Here is a 17546-nt window from a genome sequence, read left to right on the forward strand (position 1 = left end):
GTTTTGCCTTGGGCGCAGCTCTGACGAGGCTGACGAAAGGCAATCAGCTTGAGCAGCGCTGGCGCCCGATGCGGTTTGATCCCTACCCCAAATAGAAGTTACTGAAATAGTTGCCAAAATCCGGTTGCCGGGCAACGGGCTCGCCGTCCCCGTTCCGGAGGATGCCGGCGGCGAAGAGATAGGAACCGATCGCTTCCATCTTGGCCGGGTCCATGCTGCCTATGGCGCCGTTTCGCCGGCGCAGATAGTGCCCGTCGATCAGCGTCTTCAGCGAGGCGTGGATCAATGCCGGATTGGTCAGGGCGTCCTTGTTGGCGGCGATCAGCAGTGTGGCCGCTTCTTCGGGATGATCGACGGTGAACTGGTAGCCGCGCCGCGTTGCCCGTATGAAGCCCGACGCCAATTCCGGATTTGCACGCAGATACGCATCGCTAGAGGAGATCAGCGTGGTGTGCTCGTCGGGCACGCCGTAGTCGGCATAGACGAAGCTTCGCTGTTTGACGCCTTTCAGTTCTGCCTCGACGCCTTCCCAGGTCGAGACCTCCAACGTGAAGTCGACCGAACCGTTGGCCAGCGCCTCATAGGCGGACGTGCCGAGCGTCACCGTTTCGAAAGCCCCCTTGCCGCCGTCGTGACGGATGATGGTCGAGATCAGCGCGTTTTCCCAGGCACTGCCGAAACCGCCATAGGTCAGGCCGTCAAGATCCCTGGGGGTTTTGATCTCGTCACGCGCTGCATTGAACACCAGCCGTCCGGTTTCGGACTGCACCACGGCATAGACCGCCTTGAGATCGGCGCCGGCGGTTTTCTGGGTGAAGAGGCCGATGGAGCCGTTGATGCCGAAATCGGCAACGCGGTTGGCAACCAGCGTGCCTGCACCGGTATCGCTGTAGGGCAGGATGTCGACCTCGAGGCCGGCCTCGCTGTAAAACCCTTTGTCGCGAGCGACGAACAGGCCGATATGGTTGGTGTTGACCGTCCAGTCCAGCGCCACCGTTGCTTTCCGGGCGGCCGCCTGGGCAAGAGATCGGCCTGGCCGGGCTATAAGGGGAAGGCCGGCAGCGGCAGTGAGCAGCAAGGCTTGCCGGCGCGTCAGGTCAGTCATGGTCCGTGTCCTTCTGGTGGCTCGGGTTGAGGAGGATGTCGAGGATCTCGGCTTCGAGGGTGCCGGCCTGCCGTGCAGCGCCGCCGGCCAGTTCGCGTGGACGCGGCAGCGGCACGGTGATCTCAGCGACGACGCGCGCCGGCCGCGCCGAAAGCACATAGATGCGGTCGGACAGGAACACAGCTTCGCGCACGTCGTGGGTGATCAGCAGCGCCGTCCAGCAGTGGCGCCGCCACATCTGTTCCAACCAGCGTTGCATGGCGGCGCGGGTCAGCGCATCGAGTGCGCCGAACGGCTCGTCGAGCAGCAGCATATCGCGTTCCTGCACCACGGTGCGCAGCAAGGCCGCGCGCTGGCGCATGCCGCCGGAAAGCTGCGCCGGAAAATGCCGTTCGAAACCGGCAAGCCCGAATTCCTCGAACAGCGGAGCAACGCGAGCGCGGGCAGCCTTGCGCCTGACACCTTGCACCTCAAGCCCGAGCGTGGCGTTGTCAAGAATGCGCCGCCAAGGCATCAACGCGTCGCGCTGCGGCATGAAAGCGAAATGCCGGCCGTGGTCATCGAGCGGCTTGCCGTCGAAGAATATCTCGCCCTCGCCGTGAAGCGCGCCGGTCAGAAGCTGGAACAGCGTCGACTTGCCGGCGCCGGAGGGGCCCAGAATGGAGACGAATTCGCCGGCGCCGACGCTGAGCGAAATGTCGGCAAGCACGTCGAGTCCTTCGAAGGCCTTGCGCACATGTCGCAGTTCGAGCCGGTTCATCGCCACGGCCCCTTTCCTGCGGCCCGCCCGCCGGCGGTCCGTTCCCATGGCATGGCAAGGCGCTGGACCAGCATCGTCAGCCCGAACAGGACGAGCGTCAGCACGGCGCTGACGGCGACGGCGGCCAGCACCAGGTCCGGGCGGAAGTTGTTCTTGGCGTTGAGCATGTAGATGCCGAGGCCCTTCGCCGCGCCCGCATATTCGGCGAAGATGGCGCCCACGACAGCATAGGTGATCGAGATCCTGACACCGGCGAAGAAGTAGGGCAGCGCCGAGGGCAGCCGCGCCAGGACGAAGACACGCCAGCGCCCTGCCCCCATGGCGCGCAGCATTTGGCCGATCTCAGCCTCCGTCGCCTCATATCCTTCGGCCAAAGCCACCAACATCGGAAAGAAGGTGACCAGCGCCACCAGCATGATCTTGGGCATCAGCCCAAAGCCGAACCACAGCACCACCAGCGGTGCAATCGCCACCAGCGGCAAGGTCTGGCTGACCACGAAGACCGGAAAAAGGGCGCGCCGCAATGGCTGGGAGAAGTCGATCAATATCGACAGCGCAAAGGCACCGCCGAGCGAACAGGCAAAGCCTGCGAGCGTGGCACGGAGGGTTGGCACGGCGTTATCGGCCAGCGCGTGCCGGTTGAGCATTGCCTGAGCGAAGACGCGCGATGGCGCCGGGAGGATTGTCGGCTTGACGCCACCAAAGCGCGCATAGAGTTCCCACGCGGCTAGCAGCAGCCCCACCGAAAGCATCGCCGGAGCGGTTCTGGCGATGAGGTCCACGATCGGACGCGAAGGGGCGGACGGGGAGGACACGCAGGTACCCGGAGCGGATGGCGCGGGGCGCGCCGTCAGACGGCGGTGGGGCTGTTGGCCGAGACGGTGACGTCGAGCGTTACGTGGCCGGCACCCGGCCCGAAGCGGCAAAAGGCCTCGTTGAGTGCGGTAAAAATGGCGCCTGCGTCGCCGCGCAACTTTGTGCAGAAATGCTTGGAGCGCTCATATACGCCCGACTGCTTCAGGAAGTCGATGCAGCCATAGATCTCGTCCATGTGGTCGTCGGTGCCCATGACGTAAAGCGAGAACTGCGCCGCCGCCGGCTGGCCGGTGACGGCCACGCCGCGCACGGCGGCGATAGCGGCTTCCTTGCGCGGGCCGAGCGGCCCGGCAGGTCCGCCAAACGCGTCGGAGCGGCAGATCGGATCGTCCGGCTCGCCCGGGCAGCCGCGCGAGATGGCGGCCGAAAGCACGCAATGCTTGCCGCTGCGCGCTGCCGCCACGAACAGGTCGCGCATGGCAGGAAACAGCACCTCGGGCGGTCCGACCAGCAAGGTCGAGATATCGTCGGTCTCGATCCGCAGTCGATCACGATAAGGGTCCAGTGCCCCGAGCGCGCCAAGGATGACGCCGACAAAATCGCTGGACATGGGATATAGGGAAATCTGTGCGCCTGAAAACATCGCCCGCCTCGCTCCGCTGGTATTACCCAGATCAGCTTCTAGGGTCTGTGGGCTTGCCGCCCCCGTCTCAGCCCCGACCGTACGGAGCACCCCTGTGGATGGACGCGTTAAAGCACCAATCGGGCGGCTATGAAAGCTGTTTTTTCAGGACCATCGCCGGAAATGCATTGCGCCAGGCCTGATTTATGGGCGGTTCCGTCGGGCCCGGTCTTGAGGGAAATTTGTCCGGAACCTTAGCCACGACGAGTGGTTGTCCCTATAGTCGCAAACGCGACGAACTTCGTGGAAACGAGCGAAGACTTCACAGAAATGGAGACAAACCATGCTCATGAAAATCCTCGCAGCTTCGGCTCTTACCATTGGTCTCGCGACTTCGGCGATGGCGCAAAGTGCTGGCGGAAACGGCGCCAATAATGGGCCCGGCAGCGGCCAGTCGGTCACGGTCGACCCGAACACGCCGGCATCGCCGAACACGGTGGATCCTGGCACGACCGGCAGCACGACCGTCATGCCCGACGGCATGAATTCGAACGCGGACCGGAACTGTCCGGCCAGCCCACAAGGTGCTCAGCCGGATGCCAGCCACACCGCTCCGGGCACGGCTTCGCCGACTGTCAACGACAAGCATTGCGGCAAGTAGCCACTCGCCGAAACTGCTGGAGAATGCCACGGGGCGCCTGTTCCGTGGCGTTTCCGTCTCTTTATGTTTCACCCTCGCCGCACAGGCAGGCGCCTGAGACGTAAACCGCCATCGGCCTTCGTCTCGCCTACGAAACAGCCTTTTCGCGAACCGGCAGCTTCCAGCCCGGCCTGACGAAATGACAGGTGTAGCCGTTCGGGTATTTCTCCAGATAGTCCTGATGCTCGGGTTCGGCTTCCCAGAACGCGCCGGCCGGAGCCACCTCGGTGACCACCTTGCCGGGCCACAGGCCCGAGGCGTCGACGTCGGCGATGGTGTCTTCGGCGACGCGCTTCTGCTCATCGCTGGTGTAGTAGATCGCCGAACGGTAGCTCATCCCCACATCGTTGCCCTGGCGGTTGCGTGTCGTCGGATCATGAATCTGGAAGAAGAACTCCAGCAGCGTACGGTAGCTCACCCTGGCGGGATCGAAATTGATCTCGATGGCTTCGGCATGGGTGCCGTGGTTTCGGTAGGTGGCATCAGGCACGTCGCCGCCGCTGTAGCCGACGCGCGTGGACAGGACGCCCGGGATGCGTCGGATCAGATCCTGCATGCCCCAGAAACAGCCGCCGGCAAGCACCGCGCGTTCGCTTGAAGTCGCCATATCAAATCTCCCCAAAGCAACTCCGGGGAAAGGTTGTAGCCGTTTCCGTCCGGAATTGCGCACGATAAAACTGGAGGCCCGGCGCTATGACAGCCGCTCCAGGATTTCCCATAGATGGGCATTGTCGTCGGCTTCGTCCAGTCGACGGGCGCGTCCTGCTGCCGATCACCACGGACGCGCGGCGTCACTCCCCAGGCCTGAACCTGCGCACCACGACCTCGAATACGATATCCGATATCCACATCGCGCAGACGCCGATGAGGAATGCGGCCGCCAGGGTCGTGGTGTCGTCATTGGCCATCGGCAGGCCCATGGCGCGGGAATACTGGACCACGGGCAGCGTCAGATAGGCGGCGGCTAGCGCGCCGCAGATCGGCGAGGCCACCATCTCGCGCGGTTTGTAGCGGTGGCGCGACAGCGCGCGCAATATGCCGCCGGAAAGGCCGGCGACCACCACCGGCACCTTGATACCGAGCAGGTTGAAAATATCATGCATCATTTCATTGTCTCGCGATCAGGAAACAGAATGACCGATCTGGCACCGAAGATGAGCGGTCCCCGAGCAGCAGGGCCCGAATCGAGCGGCAACACGATCGTCATGGCTTCCACCCGCACAGTTTCTCGCCCTTGCGGTTGTGCGCCAGCAGCGTCCGGACTTCCGCATCCGACAGTGCTGCGACGGCGGATGCGGACAAGCGCAGCGGGCTCGAGACCACGCAAAATCCGCCGGTGACGGTGGTGCAGCCGGCTACCGCGACAAGTGCTGCGGCCGCTGCGACAATCAATCCCTTGCCCATGACCTGAGCTCCTTTCGGGCAGTGGCGGCGGGTAGCGCGCCGATATCGTTGTCAACCTGGTTGGCGACGTCCCGCGCCGCCGCCTCGGCCGCGGCCTGCCGGCTGCGTTCGGCGCGCTCGCCGGCAAGCCGCTGGCGAACACCCCAGCCAAACGCAGCGGCGATGGCCGCGCCGATGCCGAGAACGGTCGAATTGCTGAGCAAGAAGGAGAGGAGCGCGCTCATTGGTTTGGCGCGTCCTTGACCAGATAGCCGACGGCAAACACGGCAAGCGGCAGCAGCGTGGCCCAGGTCTCGGCATCGTACCAGGATGGCCAGACATTGCGCACGAAGACGCCCGAAATCGAAACGGCGGCGGCGGCGATGGTCGCGGCCGTCAGCTTGTTGGTCGGGCGGACGGTCGGCTGGGTTATGGTGGCCATGATCAGAACATTCCTTGCAAGGCGGCGGCGATGTGATGCCAGGCGGCGTAGGCGACGAGCAGGCACGCGGCAATGATGCCGCCCGCCTTGGCGGGAGCTGGGATGTTGGCGTCGGCAGGCGCCGCCGCGACCGGTTCGACGGCATCTACGGCAGCAGCGCCGCCCGGCGCCGCCGCAGCAGCGGTCGGTGCAGGATCTGGCCGCGTGGCCGATGCCTCGCCTGCCCCGGCAGCCGTCAGCAGCAGCGCCTGTGCGCGGACGGATCCGACCCGGCTCGACCAGCCTTTGCCGAAAGTCGGCCAGGTCGGAAGCCGCTTCAGGAAAGCCAGGCGGGCATCGCAGAGATTGTCGATGACGACGGCGGCCGCTCTGGAACCGACGGCAGCGAGCGTCTCGGGCCCGATGCGGCCGTCCTGGGCGGTGCCGACCACTGCTTGAAGATATTTCGCCGCCCTGCTTGGCCCACTGTTCACGGCATAGTCGAACACCGCGTAATCCACGCCGTCGGGCAACTCGGCGCCAGCCACCGCATCCCAGTAGAAGCGGCGGTACACCGTGGCGAGTTGGGCATCGCTGATCTTCCTGAGATCCGCCTTGGCGGCATCCGCCTTCACGTAGCGGCGGAAATTGGCGAGCGTGACGCCCTTCATGGTGGCGCCGCCCGGATCGGCCGGATTGTCCGACCAGCCGCCTTCGGATTTGAGGACGAGCGCAAGCGCCCGCGTAAAATTGCGGTCCATGATATCCCTTTCGATTTCTTGGTGGATGAGGTGAGTGGGTGATCGCCGGCAGCACAGGGGTGCGGATAGTCGCCGTTGCGCGCGCCTCGGTGCCTACTTGCAGTGCGCCAAAACCGGAGGTCGCCTTGCGCGCCGGCCGGCGCATGGTTAGAAAAATTCAATTTTAGGACGAACAGGTCCGGGATGAGAGACTATGTTGGCGCCGCGCGGCGCCTGGCCTTCAACAGGCTGTCGGCCGCCATCGATCGCCGCTGGAACGTCGACCCGCTGGGCTCGGCGCCGCGTGCCCCAAAAGAGGAATATCTGAGGCTGTTCGAAGCCACCCGGCGCGTCTCATTCCCTGAGATCGACAGGCTCGAGGCCGAAACCGGCTTTGCCGTCGATCGCGACTGGCTCGACGAACTGGCCCTCCACACCCAGATCACCATCAAGACCAGCGCGCTCGCCTACCCGCACGGGCGGGTGCTTTACAGTCTTCTTCGCCGCCAGTTGGCCGACAGCCCAAGGCCGTTCACCACCATCGTCGAGACCGGCACCGCGCGTGGTTTCTCCGCGATCTGCATGGCCAAGGCGCTTGCCGATGCCGGCGCTGGCGGGCATGTCGTCACGCTCGACGTCCTGCCGCACCATCATCGCTTCTACTGGAATTGCATCGACGACCATGACGGCAGGAAGTCGCGCGCCGAACTGCTTCGGCCGTGGCAGCCGCTGGCCGACCGGATCATTTTCCTGCAAGGCGATTCACTCCTTCAATTGCCCAGGGTCGGCGTGAACCGGATTCACTTCGCCTTCATCGACGCCCAGCACACCAGGAAGAACGTGCTGGCCGAGCATCGCTGCGTTTCGGGCGTTCAGCGCGAGGGCGACATGGTCGTATTCGACGACGTCACGCCAGGGTCCTTCGATGGCGTGGTCGAAGCGGTCGCCGAGATCGAGCGGCAGGGCCGGTACGAGGTGCGCCGTCTGAACGCGTCCAAGCAAAGAACCTATGCCTGGGGCATCAGGCGGTGACGAGACGACAGCCCGGATAAACCATCGGAGGCGAGACCTTGCTCAGAAATATCGCCCGCAGGCTTTATCTCGGCATGCGCCGGAACATCGATATCAGCCCCATGGCGGCCGATGACTACCTGAAGGTGCAGTACTTCCCGATGGCGACGAAGCATTGCTGATCCTGCGCAAGAAACCGACCTAGCGCGCCACCCAGCGATTGAGCCTGACCGCGCGGCCGGCAGCGGCTGCTGCCGGCAAGGCATTGGTCAGTGTCACCGTGTTAGCCGAAGGTGCGCCGTTCACAGTTGTGTGGTGCCATTGGAGCTCTGCTCCGGTAATCACAGTGTCAAGTTCGATTCCAATACGGTCGCCAGCCGTGATTCCCGCGACGCTTGCTAAGCCAATCGTGGTGGCACCGGAAATGGCGGCGGTGGAGACGGTGGTCTTCAGTAGGAATGTATTTCGATATCCACCAAATTGTGCCCGCTCGATGGTCGCTCCAACGGGAAGATAGCTTTCCATAAGGAAGCTATAGCAAAGCCGGCTGATGTCGGTCTCTTGATCACGCAATCGCAGTATGGGCGCGGCGAAGCCTTGTTCAAAATCGATACTTTCAATGATCGTTGCGCCAATCCATCCGGACGCCAGTTGTGTGCGTCAAGTTCTGCAAAAATGGCGTGGCATTCAGCGGTGACGTTGGCGTGTCCGCCGCGCAGCCCCCGTGTTTAGCGGAGCGGCGGACATGGCGGGCGCGTCTCAGGCGGCCAGTGCCCTAAGGTTCTCCTTCTTGTGCTCGCGCAGATGGTCCATGTTGAGGTAGCGGGTCGCCTCGAGCCAGTTCTCGTGGATCTCCACCGCCAATGCCCGAACCAGCCGCAAACAGCTCTGCGGGTTGGGGAAGATGCGAACGACCAGGGTGCGCCGCTTGATCTCCTGGTTCAGCCGCTCCAGCATGTTCGTCGACTTCATGTGCTTGTGATGCGGCAGCGGCAGCCGATAGAAGCTCAGCGTCTCCTCGATGTTGTTCTCCACCCAATCCACCAGCTTCGGGTATTTGGCCTGCCATTTGGCGATCCACTGCGCCAGGTCGCGCTTGACCTCGGCTAGGTCGCGCCGGTCATAGAACCATCTGAGCTCCATCAGGCAATCGTCATCGACCTTGCGCGGCACATAATCGAGCGCGTTTCTGAGGAAGTGCACGTAACAGCGCTGCCAGACTGCCTCAGGCAGGACTTCCCGGATCGCTGCCCTGAGCCCCGGATGGTCGTCGGAGACGACGAACTCCACGCCGGCAAGCCCGCGCTGCTTGAGCCCTGCCACGAACGCGCGCCAGCTCGAATGGCTTTCCCGGTTGGCCAGTTCGACACCGAGCACCTGGCGCCGGCCCTCCCAGTCGACCCCGATCGCCACCAGCACCGCCTGGCTGGCGATCACGCCGGCTTCGCGCGCCCGCTCATAGCGCGCGTCCAGAATGAGGTACGGGTAAGGTTCGGCAAGCCGCTGCTCAAAGAACGCCTTCAGGGCTTCATCCAGCCGCGCCGTCGCCTGGCTTACCGTCGAAGCCGAGAAGGAATGGCCGCACAGCTCCTCGGTGATCGCCTTCACCTTGCGCGTCGACACGCCTTGCACGTACATCTCGACCAGCGCCGACACCAATGCCTTCTCCGAGCGCTGATAACGCTCGAACAATTCCGTCGAGAACCGGCCGGCCCGATCTTGCGGAACCCGAAGCTCCAGCACGCCAACCCGCGTCACAAGCTTGCGTTCGTAATAGCCGGACCGGTAACCAACCCGCTCCGTCGTCCGCTCGCCTTTCTCGGCCCCGATCGCCTCCGTCATCTCGGCTTCCAAAGCCTCCTGCACCACAGTCTGCAAAACTCTGCGAAAGCCGTCCTCATCCGACAACAGCAACGCTTTCAACTCACCTCTGCTCAGTCTAACGTCTCGCTTGGTCATGGCACTTACCCTTCCACGGGAATCGGTGATCGCAACGTCACCAGCGTGCCATGGCCGCCCCTCGCCTCAGAGTAAGGGCTGCTCTCTCTCCAGAGCTTTTTGCAGAACCTTCAGGACACTATCCGGACGCCCCAACGAAGAATGAGGCAACAGATGGGTGTATCCACAGCCAGTTGGTCGAAAATTCATAAACCGATGCACCGGTTCGAGCGATTGACTGGCCGTTGCTACCTTTTGCATAGTACGGGGCATTGCCTGACAACACGGTGCCAGAGGCGTCGAAACAGATGACCGTAATGGCGCGCGAACCGTTAAGGAAGTTGAGGAACGCGTGCTGTGTGGTGTTGGCTTTTTTGTAGATGTGGCCGACAGCCTGGCCCGAGCTTGACACCACAAGTTGGCCGTCGCCGTTGGCCCGCGACGTGCGCCCCGTGACACCGTTGGTCAGGAAGGGCGATGGAGCTGTATAACCGCCGGTCGCGCTGTCGTACAAAACGACGCCGGGTACCGTGATGCGGCCCTCGGCCTGCACCGGAAAGAACCGCTCGCCCTGAAAGCGCCTCACCAAGTTGGCCCCTCCAGTCGGCCTATTCGACATATCTCGCAGCGAGACAAACAGGCGCTTCAGATCAGGCGAAAGGATGTTCGCGTCATCGATGCCTGACGCGCTCAAAAGATCAATGTTGAAGGAGGCGAAGCCAGTCGCGGATGGCACGTTGACGAGAGCAAGTGTGTTGGTGAAGGCGCTGTAAGTTTCGATGCGCGCATTCTTGAAAAACACGGTGGTCAGGTTGCTGGTGCTGCCTAGCGCGGCGTAGATGAAAGCTGCATGGCTAACGCCGGCCGAGCCACCATCAATGCCGATTTGGGGGCTGTCGATCAACACCTCTTCAACGGCAGCGGTCCCGGCGAGAGTCAGCTTGAAGGTCCCGCGACCCGCCGCCTTCTGGTTGGTGCCGATGTACCAGGTTCCACCGCGGAACTGGTTGTTTACGAAATAGCTCGCGCCAGCCAGATCGCAATGCACATGGGAGCCGTTGTTGTAGAGAGTGATGATGTTGAATTCGTTGCTTACCCAATTTGTATTTGCCGTCAGGCCGTCGAAATAGAGCCCTTCGTCGTAACCACGGGCAGCAAGCCAGAGCTTGCTCTCGGCCATGCCGCCGAAGTGAATGCCTCGCGTGTTGGCGACAACAGATTTGTCTGGTGTATTCTGGACTTCCAACCAGATCTTTGCGCCGCGCAAAACATTCGTTCCGGTCCCACCGATGCGGACCGCCGAAAGGCCGTCGAAAGCACCGCGTATCAGCGCCCCCTTGCCATTGATCTCGCTGATGTCGCGCCAGTCGATAGAAGAGCCAACCGCGTAGTATGTTGCTACGGCAGGCAGGACGAGCACGGCCTTGGTAATCCGGCAATAGGAGCCGAGCGCGTTTAACGCAAGCGCGTTGTCGGCAAGCCCTTCACGGGCGCCAAACATCGTGGCGGTGGCGACGCTTTCATTCAACACCCAAAACCCGCCATTGACCGCATCGGTCGTCCCGTCCGGCATGAAACGGTCGGCGGAGCGGAAATAGGCCAGCGCCGGGTAGCCGCCGGCGGTGATCGCCGCGCGCGACATGCGGGCATAGTTGGCGCCGCCCACCAGGGTTGCCGGGGTCGTGAAAACCGGGGCGTAGAATTGGGTCCTGATGCTCTTCACGCCGGCAGCGATCGTCGAGCCCGATGCTGTCGCCACGGATGCGTAGATCGGCACGTTGACGCCCGAAACCTGCGCGGCGTCGGCGGCATATTGCTGGGCCAGGTCGCGCGCGAGTTCCGCGATGTGGATGACTGCCGCCAGCGCTCCGCCGATATCCCCGAGCGGATCATCCGACAGATAGTAGGAGATCACGATGTCGCTCGTGCCGATCACCGGGTTGAGGGTCTGGAAAGCGTAGACCAAGCCACCCGAAACAACCCCCTCCTGCACGTGAACGGTCGTTCCCTTCTGCATCGTGCGCGCGGTGCGGGCGTCCGCCGCGCGGTACCAGTAGCCCTCGCTCGCCGTATAGATGCCGTTCAGCCGGGCGTCCGACTGGTTCTTGACCAATACCCGGTCGCCGACGGCGGTCAAAACCCCGTCGATCGTCTTCAGGCCGAGGATCCAGGCAACGCCGTCGACGATGACCGTCTCCAGATTTGCCGTCGTCGCCAGGCGCACGGGTTCGCGCTCGCCAGTCAGAAGACGAACGGCGGCAGTTGCGGGTCGGGCCATGAGGCTTGCTCCATAAAAAAGCCCCGCGAAAGCGAGGCTTGGAATTCGGGTTGGTTGGCGGCGTGGCGACGGGTTCGGAGGGGATAAGCGCTGGCCCGTGCGGCCACGGCGCCACGGTCGTTCAGGTTCTTCCTTGAGAAATTTGGTCACGGCCGCTCGGCTAGGTGAGAGACAATTCAGCGGTCGGTTTTCCGTCCTTGGGCACGCACTTCCTGAACAAGCAGCAATGCCGGCTTGCTCCCGGACTGGCTGCCGTGTTAACACCCGCGCACTGCGGTGGCTTGTGCTATGGGAGCGTCAATGTCGCAGCGCTTCCACAAGGTGTGATTTCCGATGAAAAAATCCGCGATTGTCGTCGCTGCAAACGACAACCGCACGGCAGAAGAAAGGCCGTTCGCTTCCCGGTACAAATCCGTTGGAGCGGTGACGGCGCCGGCGGATTCACAGGCAGGAGGCGAAGAGCCGACCGAGGCCCGCGCCCTGACGGCTTTGCAGATGTTCTGTCGCGTAGCGGGCGTCTAGATCGCCTTTGAGGCTTCATCCAGACGGCAAGGACAGGCTCTAAAGTCCCGACCCGCTGTATCTGGTGGCCTCCTTCCACAAGGCGAGCGCAAGGGCGGGTGTCCGCCCCTTCACCGCATATTCGCGGTCCCGGTAGCTTCCCGCCGCGATCCACACCGTTTTCGAGCGTTGATAGATCGTAATGCCCCGCTCGTTCGCCCGCGCGAACAGTTCTGTGTCATTTCGATACATCGGTTCCAACCCCTGTGGCCCCCTCAAGGGGTAAGGTGCAACGAACATGCCAAAGTTTACGCCTAGCTAATATTATACATCGCAGAGCTGCCAGCTGCGCCATCGAAGTGCACTGGCAGCCCTAAAGCTAAGGTGTTCCGTGGGTGTTTCCGCTGTATCGCACCTGAACTGGCCCCAGGTAACAGAATAGACCAATCCGGAAACATTTGCTTAAAATTGTATTCTTCGGCCATCGGGCGCCGACTGGCCAGAAATTCACCCCACCAGGAATTTGGGTGTCGGAACTAGCTCTCCTTCAGTTCCGGAAATTCGTCGGGCATTTTGCTCCGCCTCCATGGTGAGGTCTTTGTATCGCGCCGAGCATGCCAACCCACTGGCAAATCTGCCAATTGTGCAACCGTATTATCAAGCTCTACCACTTCGGCCAAACCCACAAAATTAGGTCGCCTTGATCAACTTCAGCTTCATCTCCGTAGAATTGCCACGACTCATCATCGGCATCATGTGAGGCCTAGGCAACCCAGCCGCCACCACCAAATATTTTTCCGGTCGATATGACGGCCAAATTTTCTGGATCTTCGAACTTCCATTTATCCATATCTTAGGCTCTTCTGCTTGCCGAGACATTATTCTTGAAGCAGCGGCAGAATCTTTTCGTCGAGGAATTTAAGCCGTCCACTCAACATCTCGGCGTTGGCGGGATTCGCCGGGACATTAACGGGAATCAGCTTCGCCACGGACTTCCCTTGCCGCGCAGCTTCAACCCACTCATCCATTGCACCGATATATCCGTCCAGCGCCTCGTACGGGGTCTCCAAATCGTCACCGGGCATGTACGCTGGGGGTACATCACCGACGAGCACCCATATCCATCGTGGCACAGCTGGTTTTCCGGGTGAAATCTCAAAGAGAAAAATGTATATTATCCCTTCGGCACCATATCCGAAATACTCGCCTTCGATTCTCCTTACCCAGTCGTATGATTTGATATATTCACGAGCTTCCAGAAGGGCGCTGTCAAGGTCATCATCTGCACCTGGGTCGTCTGCTGGTAGAGGAAGACGGCTTACTTTACCGAGATCCGGGGTAATTTTGCTCACAATTTCTCTCCACTACTTATCTTAGTCCGCAGCCATCGTCTCCTAGCCCAGCGCTGAAAATCGCCGGCTTCCATGTGGAGCCTTATGTGCTCTTCCCTGGTACGAGGCTCAATATTTGATACGTGATTTAGCCCACCATTGGCGACGATAAGATCTTTTCGTCGAGCCCGGCTGACATTAAACCGAAGGCAGATGTGTGACGCTGCTCAAAATTGGATTTGGCATTGATCGTCATGATTAACTCGACACTTATCCGAGGCGCTTTAACGTTCGTCGGCAACGACGCGGGCGACCCCACTACTTATTGCCGACGTCGAACGGTTGGATGGATGCGGAAGGAAGTCCCAGTTCATCAATCACATCGAAGGCGCGCTCCGATATCACGAGGTTCAGTTTCTGATTGACGCCGAAGTCGTCGTGACCTGCTCTACCGTCCACCTTGAGCCAAACAAACGGAGGGAGCTCGACATCGGGCTGCAGCTCCAGAAAATTTTCGGATTTGGTGACTTCGGCAGGAGCCAATGTAGCGCCGGAGATGCCAATATCGAGCAATCCGCGCTTGGCTTCTTCCGTCACCAGGAAACAAGGAAAAGTGGTGACAAGCGCGTCGCCGAACCATCCCTCAACCTGATAGTGGAGCTTGCTCACGGCAGGCGGATGGACGCTGGGGTCCATAACAGTGTTCTCACCCAGCCCGCCAGCCACGTCAGGCCTAACTTCATAATATCTCATCAATCACCTACCGGCGGGTCAAACAAATGCCCATATACTTTGTCTAAATTTGTCGCGTAGTCAAGAACTTGCTGCCGGGAGGCGGTTGCGTGCGTCCTATTCGTCAATTCTGATCGAATGACTTTTATACACAAAAACGACTTCATAGAAATATTGTCTCACGGAATTGTCAATCGACTGTGATGGCGGCCATCATTCACTCCCGGTCCGAGGCGGCAACCATCGCCTCAGTGGGGGCCATATAGCCATCTGCGCAAGCGTTATATGCGCACTGGTGTTCCTGGTGGCAGGCCTCGCACCTTCGCGATAATTTGGCCCATATATGCCAATAGACGTCCAGATCCGATCGTCCAACATTGGCGCTTATTGCGAGACGCCAGCACTTCACTTTCGAAGTAACGGAAGAACATTATCATCAAGGAACTTGAGGCGCCCACCCAACATTTCCGCATTTTCAGGAATAGCCGGCACGTTCACCGGTATAATGTCCTCGACCGACTTTCCTTCTCGCGCGGCTTCGACCCATTCTTCCATAGCGCCTATATAGCCGTCCAGTGCCACATAGGGCGTCTTGGCGTGGTGGCAGCTTATATAGGCCGGGGGCACGTCGCCAACGATCACCCATGTCCATGGCGGTACATTCGACTCGGCCGGCACGAACTCGAAGAGAAAGACATATATAATTCCGTCGAGCCGATATCCAAGGTATTCACCTTTGATAGCCGATACCCAGCTATGCGATTCCAGATATATTCGTGCATAGTGGCGAGCGCCCTGGAAGTCGACGCTGCCAGACCGATTGCCCGGGGGCAGAGGTTTTACGCTGCTCAGATCAGGACCGGCATCACCCAAGCTTGTGTTCACGGCTTTAACCCTCTCTTGCCTCTACTCCAACTGCCCCACATTTTAAAATGGCCTTGTTCTTTGTGATGCTTGAAGTGGTCGGCTTTGCTGAGTGGCCCGTAATTCCACACATCATCTGTTCCGCCCAAAGACTTTGGCTGTTTGTGATGAAGATCCATGTACCAACCCGTGTCGGGATCTCTGGGCCAGTCCAAATTGTACTCCTTTTCCCATTTCCTCCGAAGAGACTTGGAACGCCCACCAAGCCAACCTGGCAGCTGGTCGTGAACTACAATTGACCCTTCTTTCAAGAACTGATTGCCAGCGCCCCATAACGCACCGGAGGCTACGCCGCTCACTATCGATTCATCACGGCCGGCGGCTTCGACCCCACCATAAGCAGCGCCCTCAGCGCCCATTAGGCCGGTACGAGCAAGAAGGCCGGACAGTCCTTCCATGGTGGCTGTGCCGAACCTGCCACTGAGCGTGATGCCGGCCTCTCCAAGACCGCGGCCGCTCAGATACGCACCAAGTGCCTCCGCAGCCGTCCCTGCGGGGCCAGCTCGATCCAGTGCATCTTGTGTCCTGGCACGCTCAGCGGCGAGCTCCTCCTCGTAGTTGCTCCCCGAGATCAATGAATTCATGCGGGCAGCAAATTTGTCGGAATACCCAAGGGTCGCGCCGTCTGCCATCAGGCGTACGGTGTCATTGAGCGCCACGAGCGGCTTCAGGTAGCCAGGCAAGGCGTCGAAAGCCGCCAGATTTCGGCTGACACGCTCCTCCGCGGATACGGGAACTGAGTTGTTCGCAATGCTTCGTGCAATCCGAGACTGGTTTTCGTCGCTCAGTTGCAGCGCCATGGCTGCCAGAACACCTGGATCGGATGTGCCCGTGAACAGATCGCGCAGCACCGCATCCCGCTCGCGTTGCGGCACGCTCTCATCGTTCAACGTGTCGACCAGGTACTTAACGACAGACGGCGGCAGCGGCTGGACTTTTTGATTCCAAGCTGCAGCTGCACGGCGACAGAGCGGGCGACCGCCTTCTGGTAGGCAGCCGGATCGTAGCTGTCCTCGCTCGATACCGCGTTCCAGTATGCGTCCGCTTTCGGGTCGATCTTGCGGACAAAGTCGGCAGGAGCGGCGGCACGAGTCTGCAAAACCTGCCTGGCGGCGGCTGATGCTATCTCAAACTGCGCCTGATCCTGCTCCGAGGTGGTACTGCCCGGTTTTGGCTTGGCTGCAAACAGCTTGGCGTCAATGGCATCCTTCGGCATTCTGACCATGTCGAATGCCTGAAGGCCGACCTCGAAGGTCCGTTCGAGGACCAGAGACTGTTTGCCGCCTTCCTCGACGCCGTAAACTGCGGCGAAATCACCGTCGTCCGGCTTCTTTCCAGCGTAGCCGCCAGTGTACATGAGGGCATCCGGTGCGTTCTGGCGAGCGAGTCGGATATTGGTGTGCGCATCAAACAGCTGCTCAGTCATCGCGACCTGGACGTTTTGGCCAAGTTCCTGAAGGTCGTCCGGCGACAGGTCGGCAATCCATGAACCCGCAGCCCACGTTGCGGCATTCGCGTGAGGCGTCTCAGGGTAGCCCGCCGGCTCGTCTATTGAGACATTGGAGTTCGCAGCGAGTTTGGTCGCGGCAGCCGAACTATTCACGGCATTATCCGTCGTACTCACCTGCATCGACGCTCGCGCCCCGCCCAACATCTCGGCGGCCCGCTTCGGATCCTGGGCGATCATCGCCTGAACCAGTGCCTTGGCCGTGTTGCTGCGCCAGGCCACTTCCGCCGCTTGCCTGATAACCGGGTTTCCGATCTTGGCGATCAGATCGGACCCGTTCTGCCGGATCGCCTCGAAAGCTCCGATGTCGTTCGGGTCGCCTTTTGCGATGGAGCTGGTGGACATGGTGTCGACCTTCGCCCACTCCGCCAGCTCATACTCGTCGCGCTGCTCCTGCTGCCGCTGCGCCATGCGCGGCGAGCCGGCCGCGCGCATCGGCTCCTTCTGCCTAGCGAAATCGGCCCGCCGGCTCTCGGGTATCTCAGGCAGAGTCTCGTCGAACAGCGTGTCGAACAGGCCGGGCTTGACCACCTGCCCGCTGCGCGGGTCGACCTCGCCATACATCGCATCGTGCAGGCCGCTGCCGTCGGCCGGCGCATTCGCCGCCACCTCGTCTTCCGCCTGCGCGATGCGCTCGGCGAACCGGCGGCGCGCCAGCTCCGCGTCGAACGCTTCCTGCCGCTCCTTCATCTGCCGGTAGCGCTCGGCGACGGCCGAGAGCTCGTCGCCAAGATCCTGCATCGCCCTGCCGGCCGGCGACCCCTCGGGATAGGAAAC

General features: G+C 61.3%; 23 protein-coding genes and 1 riboswitch. Of the genes, 4 read left to right on the forward strand and 19 right to left on the reverse strand.

All coding sequences use genetic code 11. The annotated features are described in order from the left end of the window. Positions 1-82: 82 nt before the first annotated feature. The 4 genes from ACIU1A_RS15245 to ACIU1A_RS15260 form a co-directional block, all read right to left on the reverse strand. On the reverse strand, positions 83-1105 hold the full coding sequence (locus tag ACIU1A_RS15245) for an ABC transporter substrate-binding protein (protein ID WP_404927640.1): 1023 nt from the start codon (positions 1103-1105) through the stop codon (positions 83-85). Then, positions 1098-1865, reverse strand: coding sequence for an ABC transporter ATP-binding protein (locus ACIU1A_RS15250; protein WP_140500163.1), 768 nt, complete (start codon positions 1863-1865; stop codon positions 1098-1100). The genes ACIU1A_RS15245 and ACIU1A_RS15250 overlap by 8 nt, the downstream gene beginning before the upstream one ends. Further along, entirely contained in the window at positions 1862-2617 is a 756-nt protein-coding gene (locus tag ACIU1A_RS15255; protein WP_404927925.1) for an ABC transporter permease, read from the reverse strand. The genes ACIU1A_RS15250 and ACIU1A_RS15255 overlap by 4 nt, the downstream gene beginning before the upstream one ends. A gap of 98 nt (positions 2618-2715) precedes the next feature. Then, entirely contained in the window at positions 2716-3324 is a 609-nt protein-coding gene (locus ACIU1A_RS15260; RefSeq protein ID WP_404927641.1) for a YkoF family thiamine/hydroxymethylpyrimidine-binding protein, read from the reverse strand. Beyond that, a riboswitch (TPP riboswitch) is annotated at positions 3315-3428 on the reverse strand. It overlaps the preceding gene by 10 nt. Before the next feature lie 218 nt (positions 3429-3646). Here ACIU1A_RS15260 and ACIU1A_RS15265 point away from each other — a divergent pair. Beyond that, positions 3647-3964: a hypothetical protein gene (locus ACIU1A_RS15265; protein ID WP_140515911.1), complete on the forward strand. Its 318-nt coding sequence runs from the start codon at positions 3647-3649 to the stop codon at positions 3962-3964. A gap of 127 nt (positions 3965-4091) precedes the next feature. Here the strand turns inward: ACIU1A_RS15265 and msrA are convergent, their stop codons facing one another. From msrA to ACIU1A_RS15295, 6 genes are all read right to left on the reverse strand, one after another. After that, the gene (gene msrA / locus ACIU1A_RS15270; RefSeq protein ID WP_140644372.1) at positions 4092-4610 is read right to left on the reverse strand and encodes a peptide-methionine (S)-S-oxide reductase MsrA; all 519 of its coding nucleotides are present in this window, start codon (positions 4608-4610) and stop codon (positions 4092-4094) included. A 184-nt stretch (positions 4611-4794) separates the two neighbouring features. Then, on the reverse strand, positions 4795-5106 hold the full coding sequence (locus ACIU1A_RS15275) for a hypothetical protein (RefSeq protein ID WP_404927926.1): 312 nt from the start codon (positions 5104-5106) through the stop codon (positions 4795-4797). Between the two features lie 100 nt (positions 5107-5206). Continuing rightward, on the reverse strand, positions 5207-5407 hold the full coding sequence (locus ACIU1A_RS15280; protein ID WP_404927642.1) for a hypothetical protein: 201 nt from the start codon (positions 5405-5407) through the stop codon (positions 5207-5209). After that, positions 5392-5631, reverse strand: a complete 240-nt coding sequence (locus tag ACIU1A_RS15285) for an ABC transporter permease (protein ID WP_140521540.1) — start codon at positions 5629-5631, stop codon at positions 5392-5394. The genes ACIU1A_RS15280 and ACIU1A_RS15285 overlap by 16 nt, the downstream gene beginning before the upstream one ends. Beyond that, positions 5628-5828, reverse strand: a complete 201-nt coding sequence (locus ACIU1A_RS15290; protein WP_404927643.1) for a hypothetical protein — start codon at positions 5826-5828, stop codon at positions 5628-5630. Before ACIU1A_RS15290 ends, ACIU1A_RS15285 begins: the two co-directional genes overlap by 4 nt. Before the next feature lie 2 nt (positions 5829-5830). Further along, positions 5831-6568, reverse strand: a complete 738-nt coding sequence (locus ACIU1A_RS15295) for a glycoside hydrolase family 108 protein (RefSeq protein WP_404927644.1) — start codon at positions 6566-6568, stop codon at positions 5831-5833. Positions 6569-6751: 183 nt separating this feature from the next. On the opposite strand from ACIU1A_RS15295, the gene ACIU1A_RS15300 reads away from it, so the two are divergent. Next, the gene (locus ACIU1A_RS15300) at positions 6752-7579 is read left to right on the forward strand and encodes an O-methyltransferase (protein WP_404927645.1); all 828 of its coding nucleotides are present in this window, start codon (positions 6752-6754) and stop codon (positions 7577-7579) included. A gap of 38 nt (positions 7580-7617) precedes the next feature. Next, complete coding sequence (locus ACIU1A_RS15305; protein ID WP_263494129.1) at positions 7618-7740, forward strand: hypothetical protein; 123 nt, start codon at positions 7618-7620, stop codon at positions 7738-7740. A 19-nt stretch (positions 7741-7759) separates the two neighbouring features. On the opposite strand, the gene ACIU1A_RS15310 is transcribed toward ACIU1A_RS15305, so the two are convergent. The 3 genes from ACIU1A_RS15310 to ACIU1A_RS15320 form a co-directional block, all read right to left on the reverse strand. Continuing rightward, positions 7760-8131 (reverse strand): hypothetical protein, encoded by a 372-nt coding sequence (locus ACIU1A_RS15310; RefSeq protein WP_404927646.1) that lies wholly within the window; start codon positions 8129-8131, stop codon positions 7760-7762. Between the two features lie 186 nt (positions 8132-8317). Continuing rightward, positions 8318-9517 (reverse strand): IS256 family transposase, encoded by a 1200-nt coding sequence (locus ACIU1A_RS15315; RefSeq protein ID WP_404924655.1) that lies wholly within the window; start codon positions 9515-9517, stop codon positions 8318-8320. A 118-nt stretch (positions 9518-9635) separates the two neighbouring features. Beyond that, complete coding sequence (locus ACIU1A_RS15320; protein ID WP_404927647.1) at positions 9636-11774, reverse strand: hypothetical protein; 2139 nt, start codon at positions 11772-11774, stop codon at positions 9636-9638. Positions 11775-12107: 333 nt separating this feature from the next. Between ACIU1A_RS15320 and ACIU1A_RS15325 the strand changes: the two genes are divergently transcribed. Next, the gene (locus ACIU1A_RS15325; protein WP_140521537.1) at positions 12108-12296 is read left to right on the forward strand and encodes a hypothetical protein; all 189 of its coding nucleotides are present in this window, start codon (positions 12108-12110) and stop codon (positions 12294-12296) included. Positions 12297-12335: 39 nt separating this feature from the next. On the opposite strand, the gene ACIU1A_RS15330 is transcribed toward ACIU1A_RS15325, so the two are convergent. From ACIU1A_RS15330 to ACIU1A_RS15355, 6 genes are all read right to left on the reverse strand, one after another. Next, positions 12336-12527, reverse strand: a complete 192-nt coding sequence (locus tag ACIU1A_RS15330) for a hypothetical protein (RefSeq protein ID WP_140759851.1) — start codon at positions 12525-12527, stop codon at positions 12336-12338. A 626-nt stretch (positions 12528-13153) separates the two neighbouring features. Then, the gene (locus ACIU1A_RS15335) at positions 13154-13627 is read right to left on the reverse strand and encodes a hypothetical protein (protein WP_404927648.1); all 474 of its coding nucleotides are present in this window, start codon (positions 13625-13627) and stop codon (positions 13154-13156) included. Between the two features lie 297 nt (positions 13628-13924). Then, positions 13925-14302, reverse strand: a complete 378-nt coding sequence (locus ACIU1A_RS15340; protein ID WP_404927649.1) for a hypothetical protein — start codon at positions 14300-14302, stop codon at positions 13925-13927. A 441-nt stretch (positions 14303-14743) separates the two neighbouring features. Next, positions 14744-15211, reverse strand: coding sequence for a hypothetical protein (locus ACIU1A_RS15345; protein WP_140728508.1), 468 nt, complete (start codon positions 15209-15211; stop codon positions 14744-14746). Positions 15212-15219: 8 nt separating this feature from the next. Then, positions 15220-16152, reverse strand: a complete 933-nt coding sequence (locus ACIU1A_RS15350) for a hypothetical protein (RefSeq protein ID WP_404927650.1) — start codon at positions 16150-16152, stop codon at positions 15220-15222. Then, positions 16149-17510 carry a hypothetical protein gene (locus ACIU1A_RS15355; RefSeq protein ID WP_404927651.1) on the reverse strand — a complete coding sequence of 454 codons (1362 nt, stop codon included), beginning with the start codon at positions 17508-17510 and terminating at the stop codon, positions 16149-16151. The genes ACIU1A_RS15350 and ACIU1A_RS15355 overlap by 4 nt, the downstream gene beginning before the upstream one ends. Positions 17511-17546 lie beyond the last annotated feature (36 nt).

Source organism: Mesorhizobium maamorense (assembly GCF_044998965.1).
Classification (GTDB): Bacteria; Pseudomonadota; Alphaproteobacteria; order Rhizobiales; family Rhizobiaceae; genus Mesorhizobium.